Source organism: Cytobacillus spartinae, assembly GCF_042865285.1.
Lineage (GTDB): Bacteria > Bacillota > Bacilli > Bacillales > Cytobacillaceae > Robertmurraya_A > Robertmurraya_A spartinae.
On the sequence record NZ_JBIACK010000016.1, the window covers coordinates 69,717 to 87,297 of the forward strand.

19 protein-coding genes and 1 other annotated feature are annotated in these 17,581 nt (G+C 38.3%); of the genes, 14 read left to right on the top strand and 5 right to left on the bottom strand.

Going from position 1 to position 17,581, the window contains the following annotated elements; all coding sequences use genetic code 11:
• The first annotated feature begins 21 nt into the window (after positions 1 to 21).
• The 8 genes from ACFYKX_RS23110 (at position 22) to pheA (ending at position 6,677) form a co-directional block, all read left to right on the top strand.
• Positions 22 to 1,482 carry an Rne/Rng family ribonuclease gene (locus tag ACFYKX_RS23110; RefSeq protein WP_389364014.1) on the top strand — a complete coding sequence of 487 codons (1,461 nt, stop codon included), beginning with the start codon at positions 22 to 24 and terminating at the stop codon, positions 1,480 to 1,482.
• Between the two features lie 530 nt (positions 1,483 to 2,012).
• Positions 2,013 to 2,092: a sequence feature (ribosomal protein L21 leader region), on the top strand.
• A gap of 13 nt (positions 2,093 to 2,105) precedes the next feature.
• A complete protein-coding gene (gene rplU / locus ACFYKX_RS23115; protein WP_389364016.1) occupies positions 2,106 to 2,414 on the top strand; it encodes a 50S ribosomal protein L21 in 309 nt (102 codons plus the stop codon).
• Between the two features lie 11 nt (positions 2,415 to 2,425).
• Positions 2,426 to 2,758 carry a ribosomal-processing cysteine protease Prp gene (locus ACFYKX_RS23120; RefSeq protein ID WP_389364017.1) on the top strand — a complete coding sequence of 111 codons (333 nt, stop codon included), beginning with the start codon at positions 2,426 to 2,428 and terminating at the stop codon, positions 2,756 to 2,758.
• 12 nt (positions 2,759 to 2,770) lie between these two features.
• Positions 2,771 to 3,061, top strand: coding sequence for a 50S ribosomal protein L27 (rpmA, locus tag ACFYKX_RS23125; RefSeq protein ID WP_079509900.1), 291 nt, complete (start codon positions 2,771 to 2,773; stop codon positions 3,059 to 3,061).
• 227 nt (positions 3,062 to 3,288) lie between these two features.
• Positions 3,289 to 3,834 carry a Spo0B C-terminal domain-containing protein gene (locus ACFYKX_RS23130; RefSeq protein ID WP_389364019.1) on the top strand — a complete coding sequence of 182 codons (546 nt, stop codon included), beginning with the start codon at positions 3,289 to 3,291 and terminating at the stop codon, positions 3,832 to 3,834.
• Positions 3,835 to 3,897: 63 nt separating this feature from the next.
• Entirely contained in the window at positions 3,898 to 5,187 is a 1,290-nt protein-coding gene (gene obgE / locus ACFYKX_RS23135) for a GTPase ObgE (RefSeq protein WP_389364021.1), read from the top strand.
• A 44-nt stretch (positions 5,188 to 5,231) separates the two neighbouring features.
• A complete protein-coding gene (locus tag ACFYKX_RS23140) occupies positions 5,232 to 5,687 on the top strand; it encodes an ACT domain-containing protein (protein WP_389364023.1) in 456 nt (151 codons plus the stop codon).
• Between the two features lie 126 nt (positions 5,688 to 5,813).
• Positions 5,814 to 6,677, top strand: coding sequence for a prephenate dehydratase (gene pheA, locus ACFYKX_RS23145; RefSeq protein ID WP_389364025.1), 864 nt, complete (start codon positions 5,814 to 5,816; stop codon positions 6,675 to 6,677).
• A 32-nt stretch (positions 6,678 to 6,709) separates the two neighbouring features.
• Here the strand turns inward: pheA and ACFYKX_RS23150 are convergent, their stop codons facing one another.
• From ACFYKX_RS23150 to ACFYKX_RS23170, 5 genes are all read right to left on the bottom strand, one after another.
• Positions 6,710 to 7,267, bottom strand: coding sequence for a manganese catalase family protein (locus ACFYKX_RS23150; protein WP_389364027.1), 558 nt, complete (start codon positions 7,265 to 7,267; stop codon positions 6,710 to 6,712).
• Positions 7,268 to 7,279: 12 nt separating this feature from the next.
• Entirely contained in the window at positions 7,280 to 7,591 is a 312-nt protein-coding gene (locus tag ACFYKX_RS23155) for a spore coat protein CotJB (RefSeq protein WP_389364028.1), read from the bottom strand.
• The gene (locus ACFYKX_RS23160) at positions 7,566 to 7,787 is read right to left on the bottom strand and encodes a spore coat associated protein CotJA (RefSeq protein ID WP_389364030.1); all 222 of its coding nucleotides are present in this window, start codon (positions 7,785 to 7,787) and stop codon (positions 7,566 to 7,568) included. The genes ACFYKX_RS23155 and ACFYKX_RS23160 overlap by 26 nt, the downstream gene beginning before the upstream one ends.
• Before the next feature lie 186 nt (positions 7,788 to 7,973).
• Positions 7,974 to 8,510, bottom strand: coding sequence for a transcription repressor NadR (locus ACFYKX_RS23165; RefSeq protein WP_389364031.1), 537 nt, complete (start codon positions 8,508 to 8,510; stop codon positions 7,974 to 7,976).
• Between the two features lie 80 nt (positions 8,511 to 8,590).
• Complete coding sequence (locus tag ACFYKX_RS23170; protein WP_389364033.1) at positions 8,591 to 9,724, bottom strand: IscS subfamily cysteine desulfurase; 1,134 nt, start codon at positions 9,722 to 9,724, stop codon at positions 8,591 to 8,593.
• 110 nt (positions 9,725 to 9,834) lie between these two features.
• Here ACFYKX_RS23170 and nadB point away from each other — a divergent pair, with 110 nt between their 5' ends.
• The 6 genes from nadB (at position 9,835) to ACFYKX_RS23200 (ending at position 17,319) form a co-directional block, all read left to right on the top strand.
• On the top strand, positions 9,835 to 11,415 hold the full coding sequence (nadB, locus tag ACFYKX_RS23175) for an L-aspartate oxidase (protein ID WP_389364035.1): 1,581 nt from the start codon (positions 9,835 to 9,837) through the stop codon (positions 11,413 to 11,415).
• Positions 11,384 to 12,220: a carboxylating nicotinate-nucleotide diphosphorylase gene (gene nadC / locus ACFYKX_RS23180; protein WP_389364037.1), complete on the top strand. Its 837-nt coding sequence runs from the start codon at positions 11,384 to 11,386 to the stop codon at positions 12,218 to 12,220. Before nadB ends, nadC begins: the two co-directional genes overlap by 32 nt.
• Before the next feature lie 17 nt (positions 12,221 to 12,237).
• On the top strand, positions 12,238 to 13,344 hold the full coding sequence (gene nadA / locus ACFYKX_RS23185) for a quinolinate synthase NadA (protein ID WP_389364039.1): 1,107 nt from the start codon (positions 12,238 to 12,240) through the stop codon (positions 13,342 to 13,344).
• Positions 13,345 to 13,592: 248 nt separating this feature from the next.
• Positions 13,593 to 15,497, top strand: coding sequence for a SafA/ExsA family spore coat assembly protein (gene safA, locus ACFYKX_RS23190; protein ID WP_389364041.1), 1,905 nt, complete (start codon positions 13,593 to 13,595; stop codon positions 15,495 to 15,497).
• Positions 15,451 to 16,464: a phosphotransferase gene (locus ACFYKX_RS23195; protein ID WP_389364042.1), complete on the top strand. Its 1,014-nt coding sequence runs from the start codon at positions 15,451 to 15,453 to the stop codon at positions 16,462 to 16,464. Before safA ends, ACFYKX_RS23195 begins: the two co-directional genes overlap by 47 nt.
• 126 nt (positions 16,465 to 16,590) lie before the next feature.
• On the top strand, positions 16,591 to 17,319 hold the full coding sequence (locus tag ACFYKX_RS23200; RefSeq protein WP_389364044.1) for a YhcN/YlaJ family sporulation lipoprotein: 729 nt from the start codon (positions 16,591 to 16,593) through the stop codon (positions 17,317 to 17,319).
• The last annotated feature ends 262 nt before the right edge of the window (positions 17,320 to 17,581 follow it).

Genomic DNA, 17,581 nt, shown 5'->3' on the forward strand with positions numbered 1-17,581 from the left:
GAATTAAAGTGAGGAAAATGAATGGATATACTACTGGTAGATAGTCTAAGTAGAGAAAAAAGGTATGCCCTACTTAAAAATAAGCAAGTGGAAAAGCTTGTAATTGAGCAACCGATACAACAATCAGCAGTTGGAAATATTTATTTGGGAACTGTAACAAAAGTGATCCCAGGGATGAATGCAGCATTTGTTGACATTGGGGAAGAAAAGAACGGGTATTTACATCGTGATAAATTACCTCAGTTCATAAAATCTAGTGATAAAGAAAAGAGTATTTCTTCTTTTATACATCAAGGGGAAAAGATTCTGGTTCAGGTGGAAAAAGATGCATCTGAATCAAAGGGACCTAGACTAACAGGCATTCTAGAGTTTAAAGGGAATTCTATTGTGTATATGCCAGAAGGTTTTTATGTGGCAGTTTCAAAAAAAATTGAAGATGAAAGTGATAGAGACCGCTGGAGAGCATTTGGGAATAAAATTCAAAAGGGTGCTGAAGGCTTTTTGTTTCGGACATCTTCCATGAACCATTCTGAAGATGAGATTGAAGCTGAGGTTGAAAGTTTACGACTTACTTACAAAGAGATTTTAAGGGCCTCCCAAAATCTTAAGAAGCCGGGCTTGGTGTTAGAAAAAAATTCTTTTTTAGATGAGATTAAGTCTGTATTGTTAAAGATGAGTTCAGGGGAAGTTATTGTTAATGAGCTAAACTTGAAGCAAGTTCTTACAGATATAAATAATAATGAAGAAATTTCAATCGTCTTCCACCAAAAGAATGAAAATCTGTTTTCAAGCTATGGATTAAACCATGAAATTGAAAAAGCTCTAAAGAGAATTGTATGGCTAAGTAATGGCTCCTATTTAATTTTTGATCAAGCTGAGGCTTTGACCGTTGTAGATGTAAATACGGGAAAATTTTTAGGGAAAAGTGATTTACGGGATACGGTTGTGAAAACCAATACCCTTGCTGCGTTAGAAGTAGCAAGACAAATCAGGTTGAGGGACCTAGCCGGAATTATCCTCATTGATTTCATTGATATGAAAGAGGATTGGGAACGGCAAAAGGTTTCGAGAGCCCTAGAGCAAGCACTTAAGGCTGATGATCGAAGAACAAGAGTGATTGGATTTACCCCTCTTGGCGTTTTACAACTAACCCGTAAAAAAACAAGAGTATCACTATCTGAAGGATTAACAGCTAAATGTGAGGTATGCGAAGGAACAGGACGTGTTTTAAGTGCCGAAACCATTGCGTTCCAACTTGAACGAGAATTATGGGAACAGAAACATAGTGATCACGAAGCAGCCTTAATTGAAACAACTTCAAGGGTAAGAGAAGTTTTTGCTGGTGAAAACAGTGTCCATCAAAATCGACTTGAAGAAGCTATCGGACTGAAGCTGTATTTTAATATTGTTGAACATACTAGACCCTTTTACTCCATTAAGCAGTATGGAATAGAAGATGAAATAAAGGGAAAAGTGCTGTAGGTTAATTGTGGGGTTCCTTACGAGGGACCTCAATTTTTTAAAATTTAGCAATAGTATTAGTACCAAAAATGAAGGGTTACCTACGAAAAGTAGTACTAACCCAAGATATTAGTACAAAAAAATACGAGTTACCTACCTAACCCAAGGTATTATTACCAAAATTACAAGTTACCTACGAAAAGTGGAACTAACCCAAGGTATTAGTACCAAAATTACAAGTTACCCATGAATAGTGGTACTAATCTAAGTTATTTGTACAAAAAATACGGTTACCCATCAAAATGGTACTAGTCCAAAGTATTAGTGCTCAAGATTACAAGTTACCTACGAAAGTGGTACTAACTTAAGGTATTAGTACCCAAAAGTACGAGTTTTACACAAGAAAAGGAACTAAACCAATACTAGTACTACGCTCTATAAGAATGTCACATTGCATGTAATGTGCCCAACTAAGGGCGGTTGATTCCACAATTCTTATTGACACGATTATTTCTTTTGTGATAAAATTCTCATGTTATGTTTGTAGCGCACCCGTGCTACAACCGCTCAGAACAGGTTATAAGTCTTTGCGCTAGCATTGCGCCTGTGGATGGCGAGTCTGAGTCTAAGAGGAGGTGCAGTTCATGTACGCAATTATTGAAACTGGTGGTAAGCAAATCCGTGTAGAAGAGGGTCAAGCTATCTACATTGAGAAGCTAAACGCTGAAGCTGGTGAATCAGTTACTTTTGACAAAGTTTTATTCGTTGGTGGCGAAAACGTTAAAGTTGGTAGCCCTGTAGTAGAAGGTGCTTCTGTTACAGCTAAAGTTGAAAAGCAAGGTCGCGCTAAAAAGATCATTGTTTTCAAATACAAAGCGAAGAAAAACAACCGTAAAAAGCAAGGTCACCGTCAGCCGTACACTAAAGTTGTTATTGAAAAAATCAACGCTTAAGGCGGTTTAAGATGATTCAAACGACGATTTATCGTACTGAATCTGGACGAATCCAGTCATTTACATTAAGCGGTCATGCGCTTTTTGCGAATCACGGTAATGATATCGTGTGCGCGGGAGCCTCAGCTGTTTCCTTCGGGGCTATTAATTCTATTATAGCACTTACTGGAGTGGAACCTGAGATCGAGCAAGGAGAAGGTGGCTTTCTCCGATGTGTGATACCCAATGATCTCTCTGAGGACACACAAGAGAAGGTACAACTATTGCTTGAAGGTATGGTCGTGTCATTGCAAACGATTGAGAGAGATTACAAGAAGCATATAAAAATAACCTTCAAAAAGTAGGAGGTGGAATAAATGTTAAGATTAGATCTTCAGTTTTTCGCGTCTAAAAAAGGAGTAGGTTCTACAAAGAACGGTCGTGACTCTATCGCAAAGCGCCTTGGTGCTAAGCGTGCAGACGGTCAATTCGTAACTGGTGGCTCTATCCTTTACCGTCAACGTGGTACTAAGATTTATCCAGGTGTAAACGTTGGTAAAGGTGGCGACGATACTCTATTCGCTAAAGTTGATGGAGTAGTTAAGTTTGAGCGTTTAGGACGTGACCGTAAGCAAGTGAGCGTATATCCTGCTGCTCAAGAAGCTTAAGATACGTGCAGAAAACTCTAACCGTATAGGTTAGAGTTTTCTTTTGCAAATTTTTTGTGGGTAATATTAGTTGGAATACACACTTTTTCCTATAAATATGCTTACGCTTTCATACTTTTTTGATATACTATCAAAAAGTAGTGATTCGTTTATTTCTAGGCCATGCTAATAAATAGCTAGATACTTTACATAAGCAGATTAGTCTGACCAAAAGTGGGAGTGCTTGTATGAAAAAAGATTGGAATACGGTCGAGGTGCTGGGGCATGCTCGCCATGATTGGTTAAATAAATTGCAGTTAATCAAAGGGAATCTTTCTCTAAATAATATTGAACGCGCCAAAGCAATCATTGATGAAATTGTGGTAGAGGCTGGACAACAATCAAAGCTTTCTAACCTGAAAATCCCTCAATTTGCCTCAATGCTTCTCACCTACAATTGGGAAAACCATTCATTTCAATTAGAGTATGAAATACTAGATCATTCAAATATCTCAATTCCAGTAATAAATGATCAATTATTAACGGAGTGGACAAGCTCCTTTTTTGAATTGCTAAACGCTTCGATAAAACTTTACCATGAAAATCATTTATCGATAACGATTGAGCAACAATCTGAGGGAACCCGTTTCTTTTTCGATTTTAGAGGAATAATAACAAATAAGGCTCCAATTATGGACTTCTTAAATAAAAAAACGTCAATGTTACAAGTAGATATACAAGAATTATCGGAACAGGAACTCGCACTAGAGATCTTTATACCATCAAATGAATGATGGGTGAGCGATTCTCGTCAAGGTAATCCTGCTAATACATACTATAGACGGGAGGAACAAAGTATGTTTGTCGATCAGGTCAAGATATACGTAAAAGGTGGAGATGGCGGAAACGGAATGGTAGCCTTTCGCCGTGAAAAATATGTACCAAAAGGTGGCCCTGCTGGGGGAGATGGTGGGAAAGGAGCGGATGTAGTTTTCGAAGTAGAAGAGGGACTACGTACGCTGATGGACTTCCGCTACCAACGCCATTTTAAAGCACCACGTGGAGAGCATGGAATGTCTAAAAACCAGCACGGTAAAAATGCGAAAGATATGATTGTTAAAGTTCCACCAGGTACAGTTGTTACTGATGCTGAAACAAATGAAGTTATTGCTGACTTAACAGAGCACGGGCAAAGAGCTGTCATTGCCAAGGGTGGAAGAGGCGGAAGAGGAAACAGTCGATTTGCTACCCCTGCTAACCCTGCTCCAGAGCTATCCGAGCATGGGGAACCTGGACACGAGAGAGATGTTGTCCTTGAATTAAAGCTACTAGCTGATGTAGGCTTAGTCGGATTCCCTAGTGTCGGAAAATCGACTTTACTTTCAGTTGTATCAGCAGCTCGTCCAAAGATTGCAGAATATCATTTTACAACGATTGCACCTAACTTAGGAATGGTGGAAACCGAAGATGGTAGAAGCTTTGTTATGGCGGATTTACCTGGGTTAATTGAAGGGGCTCACTCTGGTGTTGGATTAGGGCATCAATTCTTGAGACATATTGAAAGAACTAGGGTTATTGTCCATGTTATTGATATGGCTGCTACAGAAGGCAGAGAACCTTACGAAGACTATGTAACGATTAATAATGAATTAAAAGAATATAACTTACGTTTAACAGAAAGACCACAAATCATAGTAGCAAATAAGATGGATATGCCTGAAGCACAAGAAAATCTAGAAAAATTTAAAGAACAGCTTCAAGAAGAGTATCCTATTTTCCCGATTTCAGCTATTACTAGACAGGGCCTTAGAGATCTATTATTTGCAATTGCAGATAAGATTGAGTCAACTCCAGAATTTCCACTTGTTCATGAGGAAGAGGACGACACCGTTAACCGTGTTCTTTACAAGCATGAAGCGGAGCAGAACGAATTTGTTATCACAAGAGACCCAGATGGTGCCTATGTTGTTTCAGGTGACGCCATTGAACGTCTATTTAAGATGACTGACTTTTCACGTGATGAGTCAATCCGTCGATTTGCTCGCCAGTTAAGAGGAATGGGTGTTGACGATGCTCTTAGAGAAAGAGGAGCTAAAAACGGAGATACAGTAAGATTACTTGAATATGAATTCGAGTTCCTAGACTAAGGCTTTTGTTAGGATGACCTTTGTTTAGGGTATGGGGTGGAGAAATGAGAAATGATAAACTAGATAAGAAATTCTATTTGGTTAGAGAAGATGTTCTACCTGAAGCGATGAAAAAGACGTTAGAAGCAAAGGAAATGTTAGAGAGAGGAAAAGTGGATTCTGTCTTTGATGCTGTTCAAAAAGTGGATTTAAGTCGAAGTGCTTTCTATAAGTACAGAGATACCATTTTCCCTTTTCATACTGTCGTAAAAGAACGTCTAATCACTTTATTTTTTCACTTAGAAGATCGATCTGGAACTCTTTCGCAGCTTCTAGGTGTAGTTGCCAACTCCGGTTGCAATGTATTGACCATTCACCAAACAATTCCGTTACAAGGGCGTGCCAATGTCACTCTTTCATTAAATACATCTGAAATGCTAATCGAGATAGATGAGCTTTTGGCAAAACTAAGAAGGCTCGAGTTTGTTGATAAAGTTGAGGTGCTGGGATCAGGTGCATAATTAGCACCTATCCTCGGCCTTTTTTTTTACATAGAATTTAGACACTAACGATTCACATATATGGATTAAAGTGTTAAAGTACATATAACAACAGAAAGGCAAGGGCTTGTAGGAGGGAAATAGTTAATGAAGGTAGCATTCTTAGGACCAAAAGCAACTTTTACTGACTTGGCAGTTAGGGAAATGTTTCCTAGTGCACAAAGCATTCCATATATGACGATCCCGGATTGTTTAGATGCGGTTATGGAAGGGGAAGTCGATATCTCCGTTGTTCCACTAGAAAACGCTCTAGAAGGATCTGTAAATATAACGCTCGACTATTTAATTCACGAAATGAAACTTCCGATTATTGGTGAAATCACTGCACCCATCAAACAGCATTTATTGGTTCATCCTCAATATAAGGATAGCTGGGAGCAAGTAGAGGTGATTTTCAGTCATTCTCATGCAATTGCTCAATGCCATAAATTTTTACATAGCCAACTAAAGGGAATTCCTTGCGAGAGTATGACATCAACTGCTGCGGCTGCTAAATACTTGATTGAGCATCCAGAAGTTAGGGCAGCTGCGATTGCAAATGAATTAGCGGCAAAAGAATATGGTTTAGCAATCGCAAAAGGTAATATACATGATTTTGATTTTAATCATACGCGCTTTATTGTTCTATCTAAGATATATAAGGAAATTCCAGCGCAATCTTTAGGTAGTGTTGGGGAAAAAACAACTGTTATGGTTACATTACCATCAGACCGTTCCGGAGCTCTCCATCAAGTGTTATCTGCATTCGCATGGAGAAATTTAAATCTATCTAAAATTGAATCAAGACCAATGAAGACAGGATTAGGAAATTATTTTTTTATCATTGATGTTGAAATGAAGCTTGATGAAGTCTTAATCCCTGGTGCAATAGCGGAGCTGGAAGCACTCGGGTGTTCAGTTGTAATATTAGGTAGCTACCCTTATTTTAATATTGAAAAAACGTGTCCTTAGATTTTATGTAAAAGAGGAGCGACACCCCCTGTTCAGTTGTCCTGCTCCTCTTTTAATAGCTCAACCGCCTCACGTAATCTTTGTGAGTGGATTATTTCTCGTTGTCTTAAAAAATTTAAACAGTCGATTACATCAGGATCATCTGTAAGATTGATTATATATTCATAGGTTGCTCTTGCTTTTTCTTCAGCAGCTATATCTTCATATAAGTCCGCAATAGGATCACCTTTACTTTGAATGTATTTAGCCGACCATTCAACTCCTTGTGCATTTTGATAGAACAAAGACTTCCCATGATCTATATAATATTCTCCCAATCCTGCTGCTCTCAATTGTTCTGGAGTAGCATCCTTCGTTAGTTTATAAATCATTGTTGCAATCATTTCCATATGAGCCAACTCTTCTGTTCCAATATCATTAATAATAGCTATCACTTTTGGTGGCATAGTATAACGTTGAGTCATGTACCTTAATGCTTGAGAGAGTTCTCCATCTTGTCCACCATATGCCTCTAATAATAGTTTTGCGATATTTGGGTTACAGGTGCTAACTCTTACGGGGTATAATAGTTTCTTTTCATAAATCCACATTCTAATCCTCCTTTAAACCTGCCATGGCCATGGAGCTTTTTTCCATTGCCAAGGGAATTCAGAATTACTAAGGCCAAAATTAAACAAAGGTCCATAATTTTCTTCGATTTGATTTGCCACCTGTTCTCTTTGTTCTACTAGTTGATTAAATTGCAGTAATGCACTTTGGTCATCTGGATGTGTGTCTAAATATAAGTTTAATTCGACGAGAGCAAATTGATATTCTTGTAATTGTAATAAAAGCTGATAATAATTTTGATCGATGTTAATACTTTCCATAGAGATAGATCTCTCCTTTCTAATTTGTTCCATTGTTACTATCAAATGCTGGCCACAAGGTACCGGTACTCAAAGCCTCACTTAAGGAACTCTGTTCTAAATTAGGTGGTTGAAACTCAATATATAAAGACGGTGGTGTTGAATAGCATTTCAATTGGATAGGTGGACAGGGGTCAAATGGAGAATAGTATGGAGTGTAACACTTCTCGGTAGTAAAAATAGGTAGGGGTGAGATTCCCACTGTTAAAACCTCCTTAAACAAAATATTACTAATATCATATGAAAAGAGAGGTTTCAATGTATAGGTAGATAGCTAATTGTTAGAGAAAGAATTTGGATATAATAATTAACTTTTAGTCTAGTGATATTTGTGGAAAAATAAAATAGCCCAAACCTTTATTTCTGGTAAAAGGTTTAGGCTAGAAATTTATTGCTCAATTAAGAAATGTGCCTGCTTCAGTGCCCGTATAGCCTCATCCAAAAGATCCTCCGACCTAGCAGTAATGGTATGAAGATGAATGCCATCGGTTAGTTCTGATAAGAAGGCAGCATTAGTAGATTTGACTTTATCCATGAATTGTTTTACTTCTTTTCGATTCGAGACCATGATAGAAGCAGTTAAATCCCCATAGACCGGGTGCTCAATTTTAACATCCTTAACGGTAACACCGTGATCCACTAGTAAATTAAGCTCCTCTTCAGCTTTTTCAGGAGGATGATAACAAGCCACCGTTCTCTCATAGATGGTTGTTGGTGAAGGTTGATTTAAGTACATATATCCTTGGCTAGTTGCAATAATTGGTTCGTTTTTTGCTTTGAGTAGAGTGATATCCCCAACAATTACTTGTCTACTAACATTGGTCTTTGAAGCTAATTCACTACCCGTAATAGGCTCACCGCTAGATTTAAGCCAATCCAATATAAGATCTCGTCTTTCTTCACCAAGTATCTTTTTTTCCTTCATGTTCAACTCTCCCTTACTAGTCCAATCCAGAACCATTTTAACATAAAATAAATGATGACCTTAACAACGTGACACTAAAATCACTTATTTTTATTGATAATGTCAATAAGAGTTTTTCCAAGTCCCTCAACTTGTTCCAATGTTGTATCCCATCCGAAGGACACTCGAATAAATTCTTTAGCTTGCTTGTTGTCAATATTTAGGGCAGCCATCGTTCTAGAAGGAGTTTGCATTCCAACTGAACAAGCGCTTCCAGTTGAAATTGCATATCCATGACGGTTACATTCAAGCATCACATATTGGCCTTCAAGACCTTTTATTCTTAAACCTAACGTAGAGGGGAGCTGCAAATCTTCCAATCCGTCATACAAAACAATTTCTTCTCTATATGGCTCTAACATGGCTAGCAGCTTGTTACGTAATTCTTTATAGTGGTGCAGATGTTGATCCATCAACTTATATGATTTCTGAGTAGCCACCGTCATCGCAGCGACAGCAGGTACATTTACCGTTCCTGGTCTAAATCCACGCTCATGTGAAGTCCCTGGATAACTGGACTTCCAATTGAGTTTAGGATTTACATAAACTGCACCAACACCTTTTGGCCCATAAACCTTATGACCAGAAATGGAAAAGCTATCTAAAAGGTGTGATATATTTTCTAATGGAAGCTTTCCGAAAGAGTGGACACAGTCACTATGAAATAAGATTTTATGGTCCTTGCAAAGGGCATGAACTTGCTCTAGAGGTTGAATCATGCCAATTTCTGGGTTTGCATGCTGAATGGTGATGAAAATGGTTTCCTCTTTTATGCTTTTCTTCAAAAGATCTAAATCAATCATTCCATCTTTCGTAAAAGGAATGTAAGTAACTTCATACCCCTCTAACTTAAGTTTTTCCAATAGATTATGAATAGAAGAGTGTTCTGTCATACCTGCGATAATATGTTTACCTTTCTTTTGGGCGGCAGATAGCAAGGCGTGGATGGCTAAGTAATTGCTCTCAGAACCTCCACTAGTAAAATACAATCCCTCTTTATGAACTCCGAGTAAAGTACCTAATTCTTTTCGACAGTTTTCTAATAAATCACGTGACTTACTTCCCATATCGTGAAGGCTTTGAGAATTGCCGAAGTACTCTGTAGAGGCTTTTACATAAACATTTGCAGCCTCTTGGTCAAGTGGACAAGTCGCTGCATAATCAAAGTAATTCATGAGCACCTCCAATTTTCCAACCATTTATAGTATAAAAACACTTGTCATAAGTTTAAAACTATGTAAATATAAGTGTCAAGACACCTGTTAATCAGGAGGGTAATTTGAATATGAGACGCACCAATGTGTTAATTATTGGGAGCGGAATAGCCGCTTTGCAATTAGCAAAGAGACTACGCCGTGATATGAATGTGATTATTCTCACAAAGTCAAAGGTGAAACACGGTAATTCTTATATGGCACAAGGAGGAGTTGCTGCTGCAATGTCTAGTAGTGATGATCCTTACAAACATTTTTTAGATACGTTGGAAGCTGGACGTTATCATAACAATCGAGAAATAGTCCTAAAAATGACTGAAGAAGCTCCTGCATTAATTCGAGAACTTTTCGATGAAGGATGCAGGTTTGATACGGATGATAAGGGAAAGTTACTTCTTGGGATGGAAGGGGCTCATAGTGAAAAACGAATTGTTCATGGTGGTGGCGATGCGACTGGACAAAGAATGATGAATTTTCTTATAGATACAGTAAGTCATGTCCAAATCATTGAAGACATTACGGTATATGAACTTATAACGAAGAATAACCTTTGTGTCGGTGTAAAGGGTAAATACAATGATGGCACAAGAGAGCAAATTTATGCAGATCATATTGTCCTTGCAACAGGAGGACTTGGGCAGATTTATAGCTTTACTTCTAATGCTGAAACGGTGACAGGTGACGGGATCGCGTTAGCTTACCGAGTGGGTGCTGAAATTGCCGATATGGAATTCATTCAATTTCATCCGACTCTTTTAAATATAAACGGGCAGGGCAAGGGGCTAGTTTCAGAAGCTGTTAGAGGAGAAGGAGCTAAATTAGTAACAGAAGATGGTACAGAAATTATGAATGGTGTTCATCCTTTTAAGGACCTCGCACCAAGGCATGTAGTATCCCAGACCATCTATGATTATGTAAAAAAGGGGAAAACTGTTTATTTAGATATTTCCTCAATTGAAAAATTTGAGAGTAAATTTCCAACAATCACAGCGCTTTGCCATGAAAACGATATAGATTTAAACAAAGGGAAAATCCCTGTTATACCAGGATGCCACTTCTTAATGGGCGGTGTTAAAACGGACTTATATGGAAGAACGAATATCGATCGTTTATATGCGATTGGTGAAGTGGCATGTACAGGAATTCATGGTGCCAACCGGTTAGCGAGCAATTCTCTTTTAGAAGGTTTATTTTTCGGTAAAAATTTAGCTCAATATTTGAATTTGAAATTTGACCATTCTTCAACAAGTGATATGTATAGGTCAGATATTTTCATGTGTGAAAAGAATGCTCTACATTTACCAGAAGTAGCAACAATAAAAGACAAAATGATGAGCAATGCAGGGATTGTTAGATCGAAGGAAGGTCTCATGAATCAAATTGAATGGCTTGCAGGCTTTGATATTCACAACTTGGTAGAAATGGATTTAGATCATTTATCAAGTGAAGATATAACAAAAGTATTTATGCTAATAACCTCTTGGCTTGTAACGGACTCAGCACTTAAGAGAACAGAAAGTCGTGGAGGTCATTTTCGTGCTGATTTTCCACAGGAAAATGATGATAGATGGAAGCAGAATCAAATTATCCAAAAAAGATTAGCTGTAAAGGGAGATAGGGATGAACAAATTAAAGCTGCGGTTGCAACTTGAACAGTATTTTCTTGAAGATATCGGCGAACGTGATGTTACGAGCGAACTTATTTTTGGGGAAGAAGAAAAAGGGGAAATGGTCTTTATCGCTAAAGAAAGTGGAGTTTTTTGTGGTGAAGAAGTGATTCGTACAGGCTTTTCCCTTCTAGATGAGCAAATTCAGATTGAGCAGCACGTTAAAGATGGAGAAAGAATTGAAATTGGACAAAGATTGGTTGTTGTAAAGGGGACAGTAACGAATCTACTGAAAGCTGAAAGAGTTGTCTTAAATTTAGTTCAAAGAATGAGCGGAATCGCTACAAAAACAAGTGAAGCTGTAAAACAATTAAGCGGTTCAAGGACGAAAGTGGTTGATACGAGAAAAACAACACCTGGACTTCGTATGCTTGAAAAGTTTGCCGTTCGTTGTGGTGGTGGTTTTAATCATCGGTTTGGACTTTATGATGCAGTTATGATTAAAGACAATCATATTTCATTTGCAGGGTCTATCGAAAATGCTGTTGAAAGAGTCCGCTCAAATTTAGGTCATATGGTTAAAGTTGAAGTTGAGACTGAAACGAAGCAACAAGTAATTGAGGCAATCGAAGCGAAAGCAGATGTCATTATGTTTGATAATCGCACACCAGAAGAAATCAAAGAATGGATTAAGCTTGTTCCGACAGGAATCATGACAGAGGCATCAGGTGGAATTACTTTAGATAATCTTGCAAGCTACAAAGATACGGGGGTAGATGTGATTTCATTAGGGTTTCTTACACATTCAGTTAAAGCACTAGATATTAGCGCAAAAGTAAATGTTCTTTAAAAAGGGGATGAAGGGGAATGAACATTTTTCAAACGTTAGAAGAAAAGGTAAATGTAATACCTGAAAAATATAAAAATATGACAACAGAAGAATTAGAGGCTCGAGTCAGAGAAATTAAGAACGAACTTGGTACTAAACTCTATATTCCAGGCCACCACTATCAAAAAGATGAAGTGATTCAATTTGCTGATGATACAGGTGATTCATTAAAGCTTGCACAACTTTCTGAAGAAAATAGTGAAGCTGAACACATCGTATTTTGTGGTGTCCACTTCATGGCTGAAACAGCAGATATCCTGACTACAAAAAATCAAAAAGTATATCTACCTGATATGCGTGCTGGTTGTTCCATGGCTGATATGGCTGATATATTCCAAACGGAAAGAGCATGGACAAAGCTAACGGAGTTATTTGGAACAACAATTATTCCTTTAACATATGTGAATTCGACTGCAGCAATTAAAGCATTTGTAGGAAAAAATAATGGAGCAACCGTTACTTCTTCTAATGCTGAGAAAATGGTTAGCTGGGCATTTGAACAAAAAGAAAGAATCCTATTCTTACCGGATCAACATTTAGGAAGAAACACGGCTTTTAATCTAGGAGTTTCATTAGATGAAATGGCAGTATGGAATCCGATCAATGACACTCTCGAATATGATGGACCAATCGAGAATGTAAAGGTTATTCTTTGGAAAGGGCATTGCTCAGTTCATGAGAATTTTACAGTAGCAAATATTCACGATGTACGTGCACAATTTCCTGAAATGAAAATTATTGTTCACCCAGAGTGTAGAAGAGAAGTGGTAGAACTTTCAGATATGGATGGATCGACTAACTATATTATTAATGCCATTGAGAATGCTAAGCCGGGATCTTCTTGGGCAATTGGGACTGAAATGAACCTTGTAAAAAGAATCATTCAGCAACACCCGGATAAGCATATTGTTTCATTAAACCCACATATGTGCCCATGCTTAACCATGAACAGAATTGATTTACCTCACTTAGTATGGTGCCTTGAGTCGATCGTTGAGGGGAAACCTCATAATGTAATAGAAGTAGAAGACGAAGTAGCAATCAATGCTAAAAAAGCATTAGCAGCGATGTTGCAGCAATCATAACCAAAACTATTTAAGAGTAGCTTCACATTTATTTGTGGGCTACTTTTTTATTTGTAAGTCTTGTGGGACTCTTAAAAAAACCAGTTCATTTACACCATCAAACAAAATTATTTTAAAAATAATTCTCCACTGTTTCCGCACATAAATCATATTTTTTTCAAAATCTGCATAAGTTTTTGTGTAGATTGTTAGCAATTTGCCCATTCCGTCATACAATATATGGACATATGCATAGGAGGGAAATCATAGTGAAGATCCATATCGTACAGAAAGGGGATACTCTTTGGAAAATCGCCAAGAAGTACGGCGTGAATTTTGAAGAGCTGAAGAAAATGAATTCACAGCTCAGCAACCCTGATATGATTATGCCCGGTATGAAAATAAAAGTTCCGACAGCAGGAGGAAGCGTAAAAAAAGAAGCTCCTATAACTGGAAAACCGGAGACCAAAATCAATATGGGTTCCAAAAAGGAAGCGCCTAAAAAAGAGGCTCCGAAAATGGAAGCACCAAAAGTAGAGAAACCAAAGATGGAAGCTCCAAAGATGGAAGCTCCAAAGGTAGAGATGCCAAAAGTCGAAATGCCGAAGATGGAGGTTCCAAAAGCTAAGCCAAAAGTCGAAATGCCGAAGATGGAGGTTCCAAAAGCTAAACCAAAAGTTGAAGCACCTAAGATGGAAGCACCTAAAATGAAACAACCAAAAGTCGAAGCACCTGTTGAACAACCTAAAAAACCATACACTCCAAAAATGCCTCAACCAATTGTGCCTGAAATTGACATAAATAATTACTACACCATGAATATGGCTAATTTATCAGTTGAACCACAGCAACCACTTCAACCACAACTTCCACCAAAGCCGAAGAATATATTGCCAAATGTTAAGCCAATGCCTGACGAAAGTCCAAATTCATTTGAGGAATATAAAGTTCCTAACCAAGGAGGTAACAATCAAGAAATGTATCCACACACACATCCTTTTCATCAAGGTACTCCAATGACACAACCAGTAGGAGGGTATGGTTATCCGGGCGGAGGTTTTGCACCACAAGCACCATACTCGCAATTTCAAGCTCCAATGGCTGGACATCATCAACAAATGCCTTATGGGATGATGCCAGGTGTAGAAGGTGCACATCATATGCAACACCAATATGATGATGAGTCTTCGTCATTTATGCCTCAAATGCCATTAATGCCAAATGTAAGCCCAACGCAAGCGCAGATGCCAGCACCAATGACAGGAGTAATGGGTGTTCAAGATATGGAAAGTCCAGAAAGTCCAGCTCAAATGCCACATATGCCAAGTTATACGGCACCGGCTATGCAGGCACCGTACCCATATCCGCCATATCCAGCACCATTAACACAAGTTTCTCCTATGATGCCAGGACCAGGACATCTACCATATTGTCCTCCAGGATATCCGATGGGGGCTATGCCGGGAGTTCAAGGAGCAATGGATTACCAACAACCAGCACCAATGGTACAGGGAGCGATGGATTACCAACAACCAGCACCAATGGTACAGGGAGCGATGGACTTCCAACAACCAGCACCAATGGTACAGGGAGCGATGGGCTTCCAACAACCAGCACCAATGGTACAGGGAGCAATGAACTTCCAGCAACCGGCACCAATGGTACAGGGAGCAATGAATTTCCAACAACCGGCACCAATGGTACAGGGAGCAATGGACTTCCAACAACCGGCACCAATGGTACAGGGAGCAATGGACTTCCAACAACCAGCACCAATGGTACAGGGAGCAATGGACTTCCAACAACCAGCACCAATGGTACAGGGAGCAATGAATTTCCAACAACCGGCACCAATGGTACAGGGAGCAATGGACTTCCAACAACCAGCACCAATGGTACAGGGAGCAATGGATTATCCATACCAAACACCATTAGCACCTAACCAGCCATATCCGGTTGTTCAGGGTGCCCAAGACGATTGTGGATGCGGTGGACCACAGTTCCCACAAGCTGGTTATAATCCAGCATTATATGGCCCAGGAGTAGCCCCAGTATACGCTCCGCCGTATGGACATCATGGTGCACAACCACCATTCATGAATCCTTATGGACCAATGGATGCAGCGTATGGCTTTGAACGAAATCAAAACAATAACGATGAAGATGACGAGTAATACTCAAGGAGACGGTTTATTTTTAAATCGTCTCCTCTCCTATTTAAAAAGCCAGTTTCCATTTAAAATTAATAAAATTGGTCAAATTCGGAAAAATGTCTTTATCATCACTTCAGATTCTGACCATTTTATCTTAAAGGGCTTTCCTTCTTATCATCGTTTAAAGTTACAAGAAACATATACGGCATCTTTAAAAAAAGAAGGGTTTCAGTACACGTATTTATTTTATGAATTTGCTAAAAACCCACCTTTATATTTTGAACAGAATTATTATGGGTGTCTCGAATATATTCCTCCCTCTCAGAAGACGTTTTCATATGACAATTTCCCTGATCGTTGTGATGGTTTAAAATTATTAGAGCAATACCATACAACAACAAAATTAATAACCAATCGATATCGATCCAATTTAGGCCATTTTAAGCTGCTAGAGAAATGGCGAGAACGATCTGCTCGGTTTCTTAATAATGTATCAATTATTAAATTTTTTGTTCAAAAAGAAATGATAGACGAATTAATGACTTGGGCAGACTGGGCCTTAAAAGGACTCGAAAAAGAAAAAGTTACGTTAGACAATGTTCCCCCCGTCATTCTTCATGGGGATGTAGCCCATCATAATTTTATGCGATCGGAAGATGGTCAATTGTATTTAATTGATTTTGATTTAATAAGCATCGGTCATGAAAGAGCTGATTACCTGCAATATGCGAACCGGATTTTACCATTTTTAGACTGGTCAATAGAAAAGTTAGCTCAGCATGAAAAGCTTAAGCCCTATTTAAATGATAAAATTTTCTTATATTCTCTTGCTTTTCCGACCGATATCTTTCGCGAATGGAACAGACTCATCCGCAATAGACAATTTATGAATTCGAATAAGGTAAGGAATGTTTTGGATTTAACCGTAGGACAGTTTAAAGAAAGACAGAATTTTTATCATGAGCTTAAGTCCTTAGTAAATGATTAGCTTTTAGAAGAAAAGATTTTAAAGGAAGTAATAGTTGGTTCATGTATTGAATGAAAAACAGGGTTCCCTCACAACCTAATGATGAGCAATCTATTTTGCTCGAAATTAGCAGAGGGGGTTATTCGTTTGAATAAGAAGTATTTGACAATTCCGATTGCAGCATTCATGACAACCATTGGTTTAGTTGGATGTGGAACGAATGAGGAAGCTACGCAAGATGGAAATGCAAGTCAAGCTCAACCAATAGGGTATTATTCAAATGAGAACCATCAAAATGGCGGTAATGCGAATATCTACAATGAAAATGATGGGCCATTAACTGAAATTATGGACCATTCATTCGGAGTCGAGGGCCAACAAGCTAGGAATCGAAATAGTCGTATTCTCAATATGAGAGACGAGGATGGAAACCCGGGAAATCCCTCAAAGCCTCTAGCTGATTATGATAAAAATTGGTTTGAAAAAGACAACCGCTTCAGCCATGGTGATGCCAATTATCATGGACATTTAGATGATAACACTCGACAGCCTAAGAGCTCTTACTATACAGCCTATGAAGGAGACTTGGCTATAAAAATTGGTGATGTTGTCGGGTCAGTTCAAAATGTTGAGGATGTTCGTTCCGTCGTATACGGAAGCAATGTTCTAATTGCAGTGGACCTTGAAAATGAAGGCAAAGAATTAGAAACTAAAAATCGAATCCGAGAAGCAGTTCAGCCTTATTTACACGGTCGATCCGTTCAGGTAGAAACTGATGAGGGTACTTTCAGTCGCATCCGTAATATAGATAATGACCTTCGTGACGGAGGTCCAAGAGAACAAATCACATTAGATTTGAATAATCTATTTCGTTAATTAAAATGAGTAGGGCTCATATGAGCTCTGCTCTTTTTTTTGTTAACTTTAAATCATTCTAGGTGCTGTTTTCTTCAAATTGAAAAGAAAGATGCCACGAAGCCATATGAGATGTATGCTACAGTCATATTCGATTAACAACTATCTATACGAAAACAGCCTGTATAAAAAGATGTATTTAGGTAAGAATTTAAAAGTATGATTGATTTATACCTTAGAAAAAGGATAAATATGAAATTATTGGTCAAAATATGAATGAAAA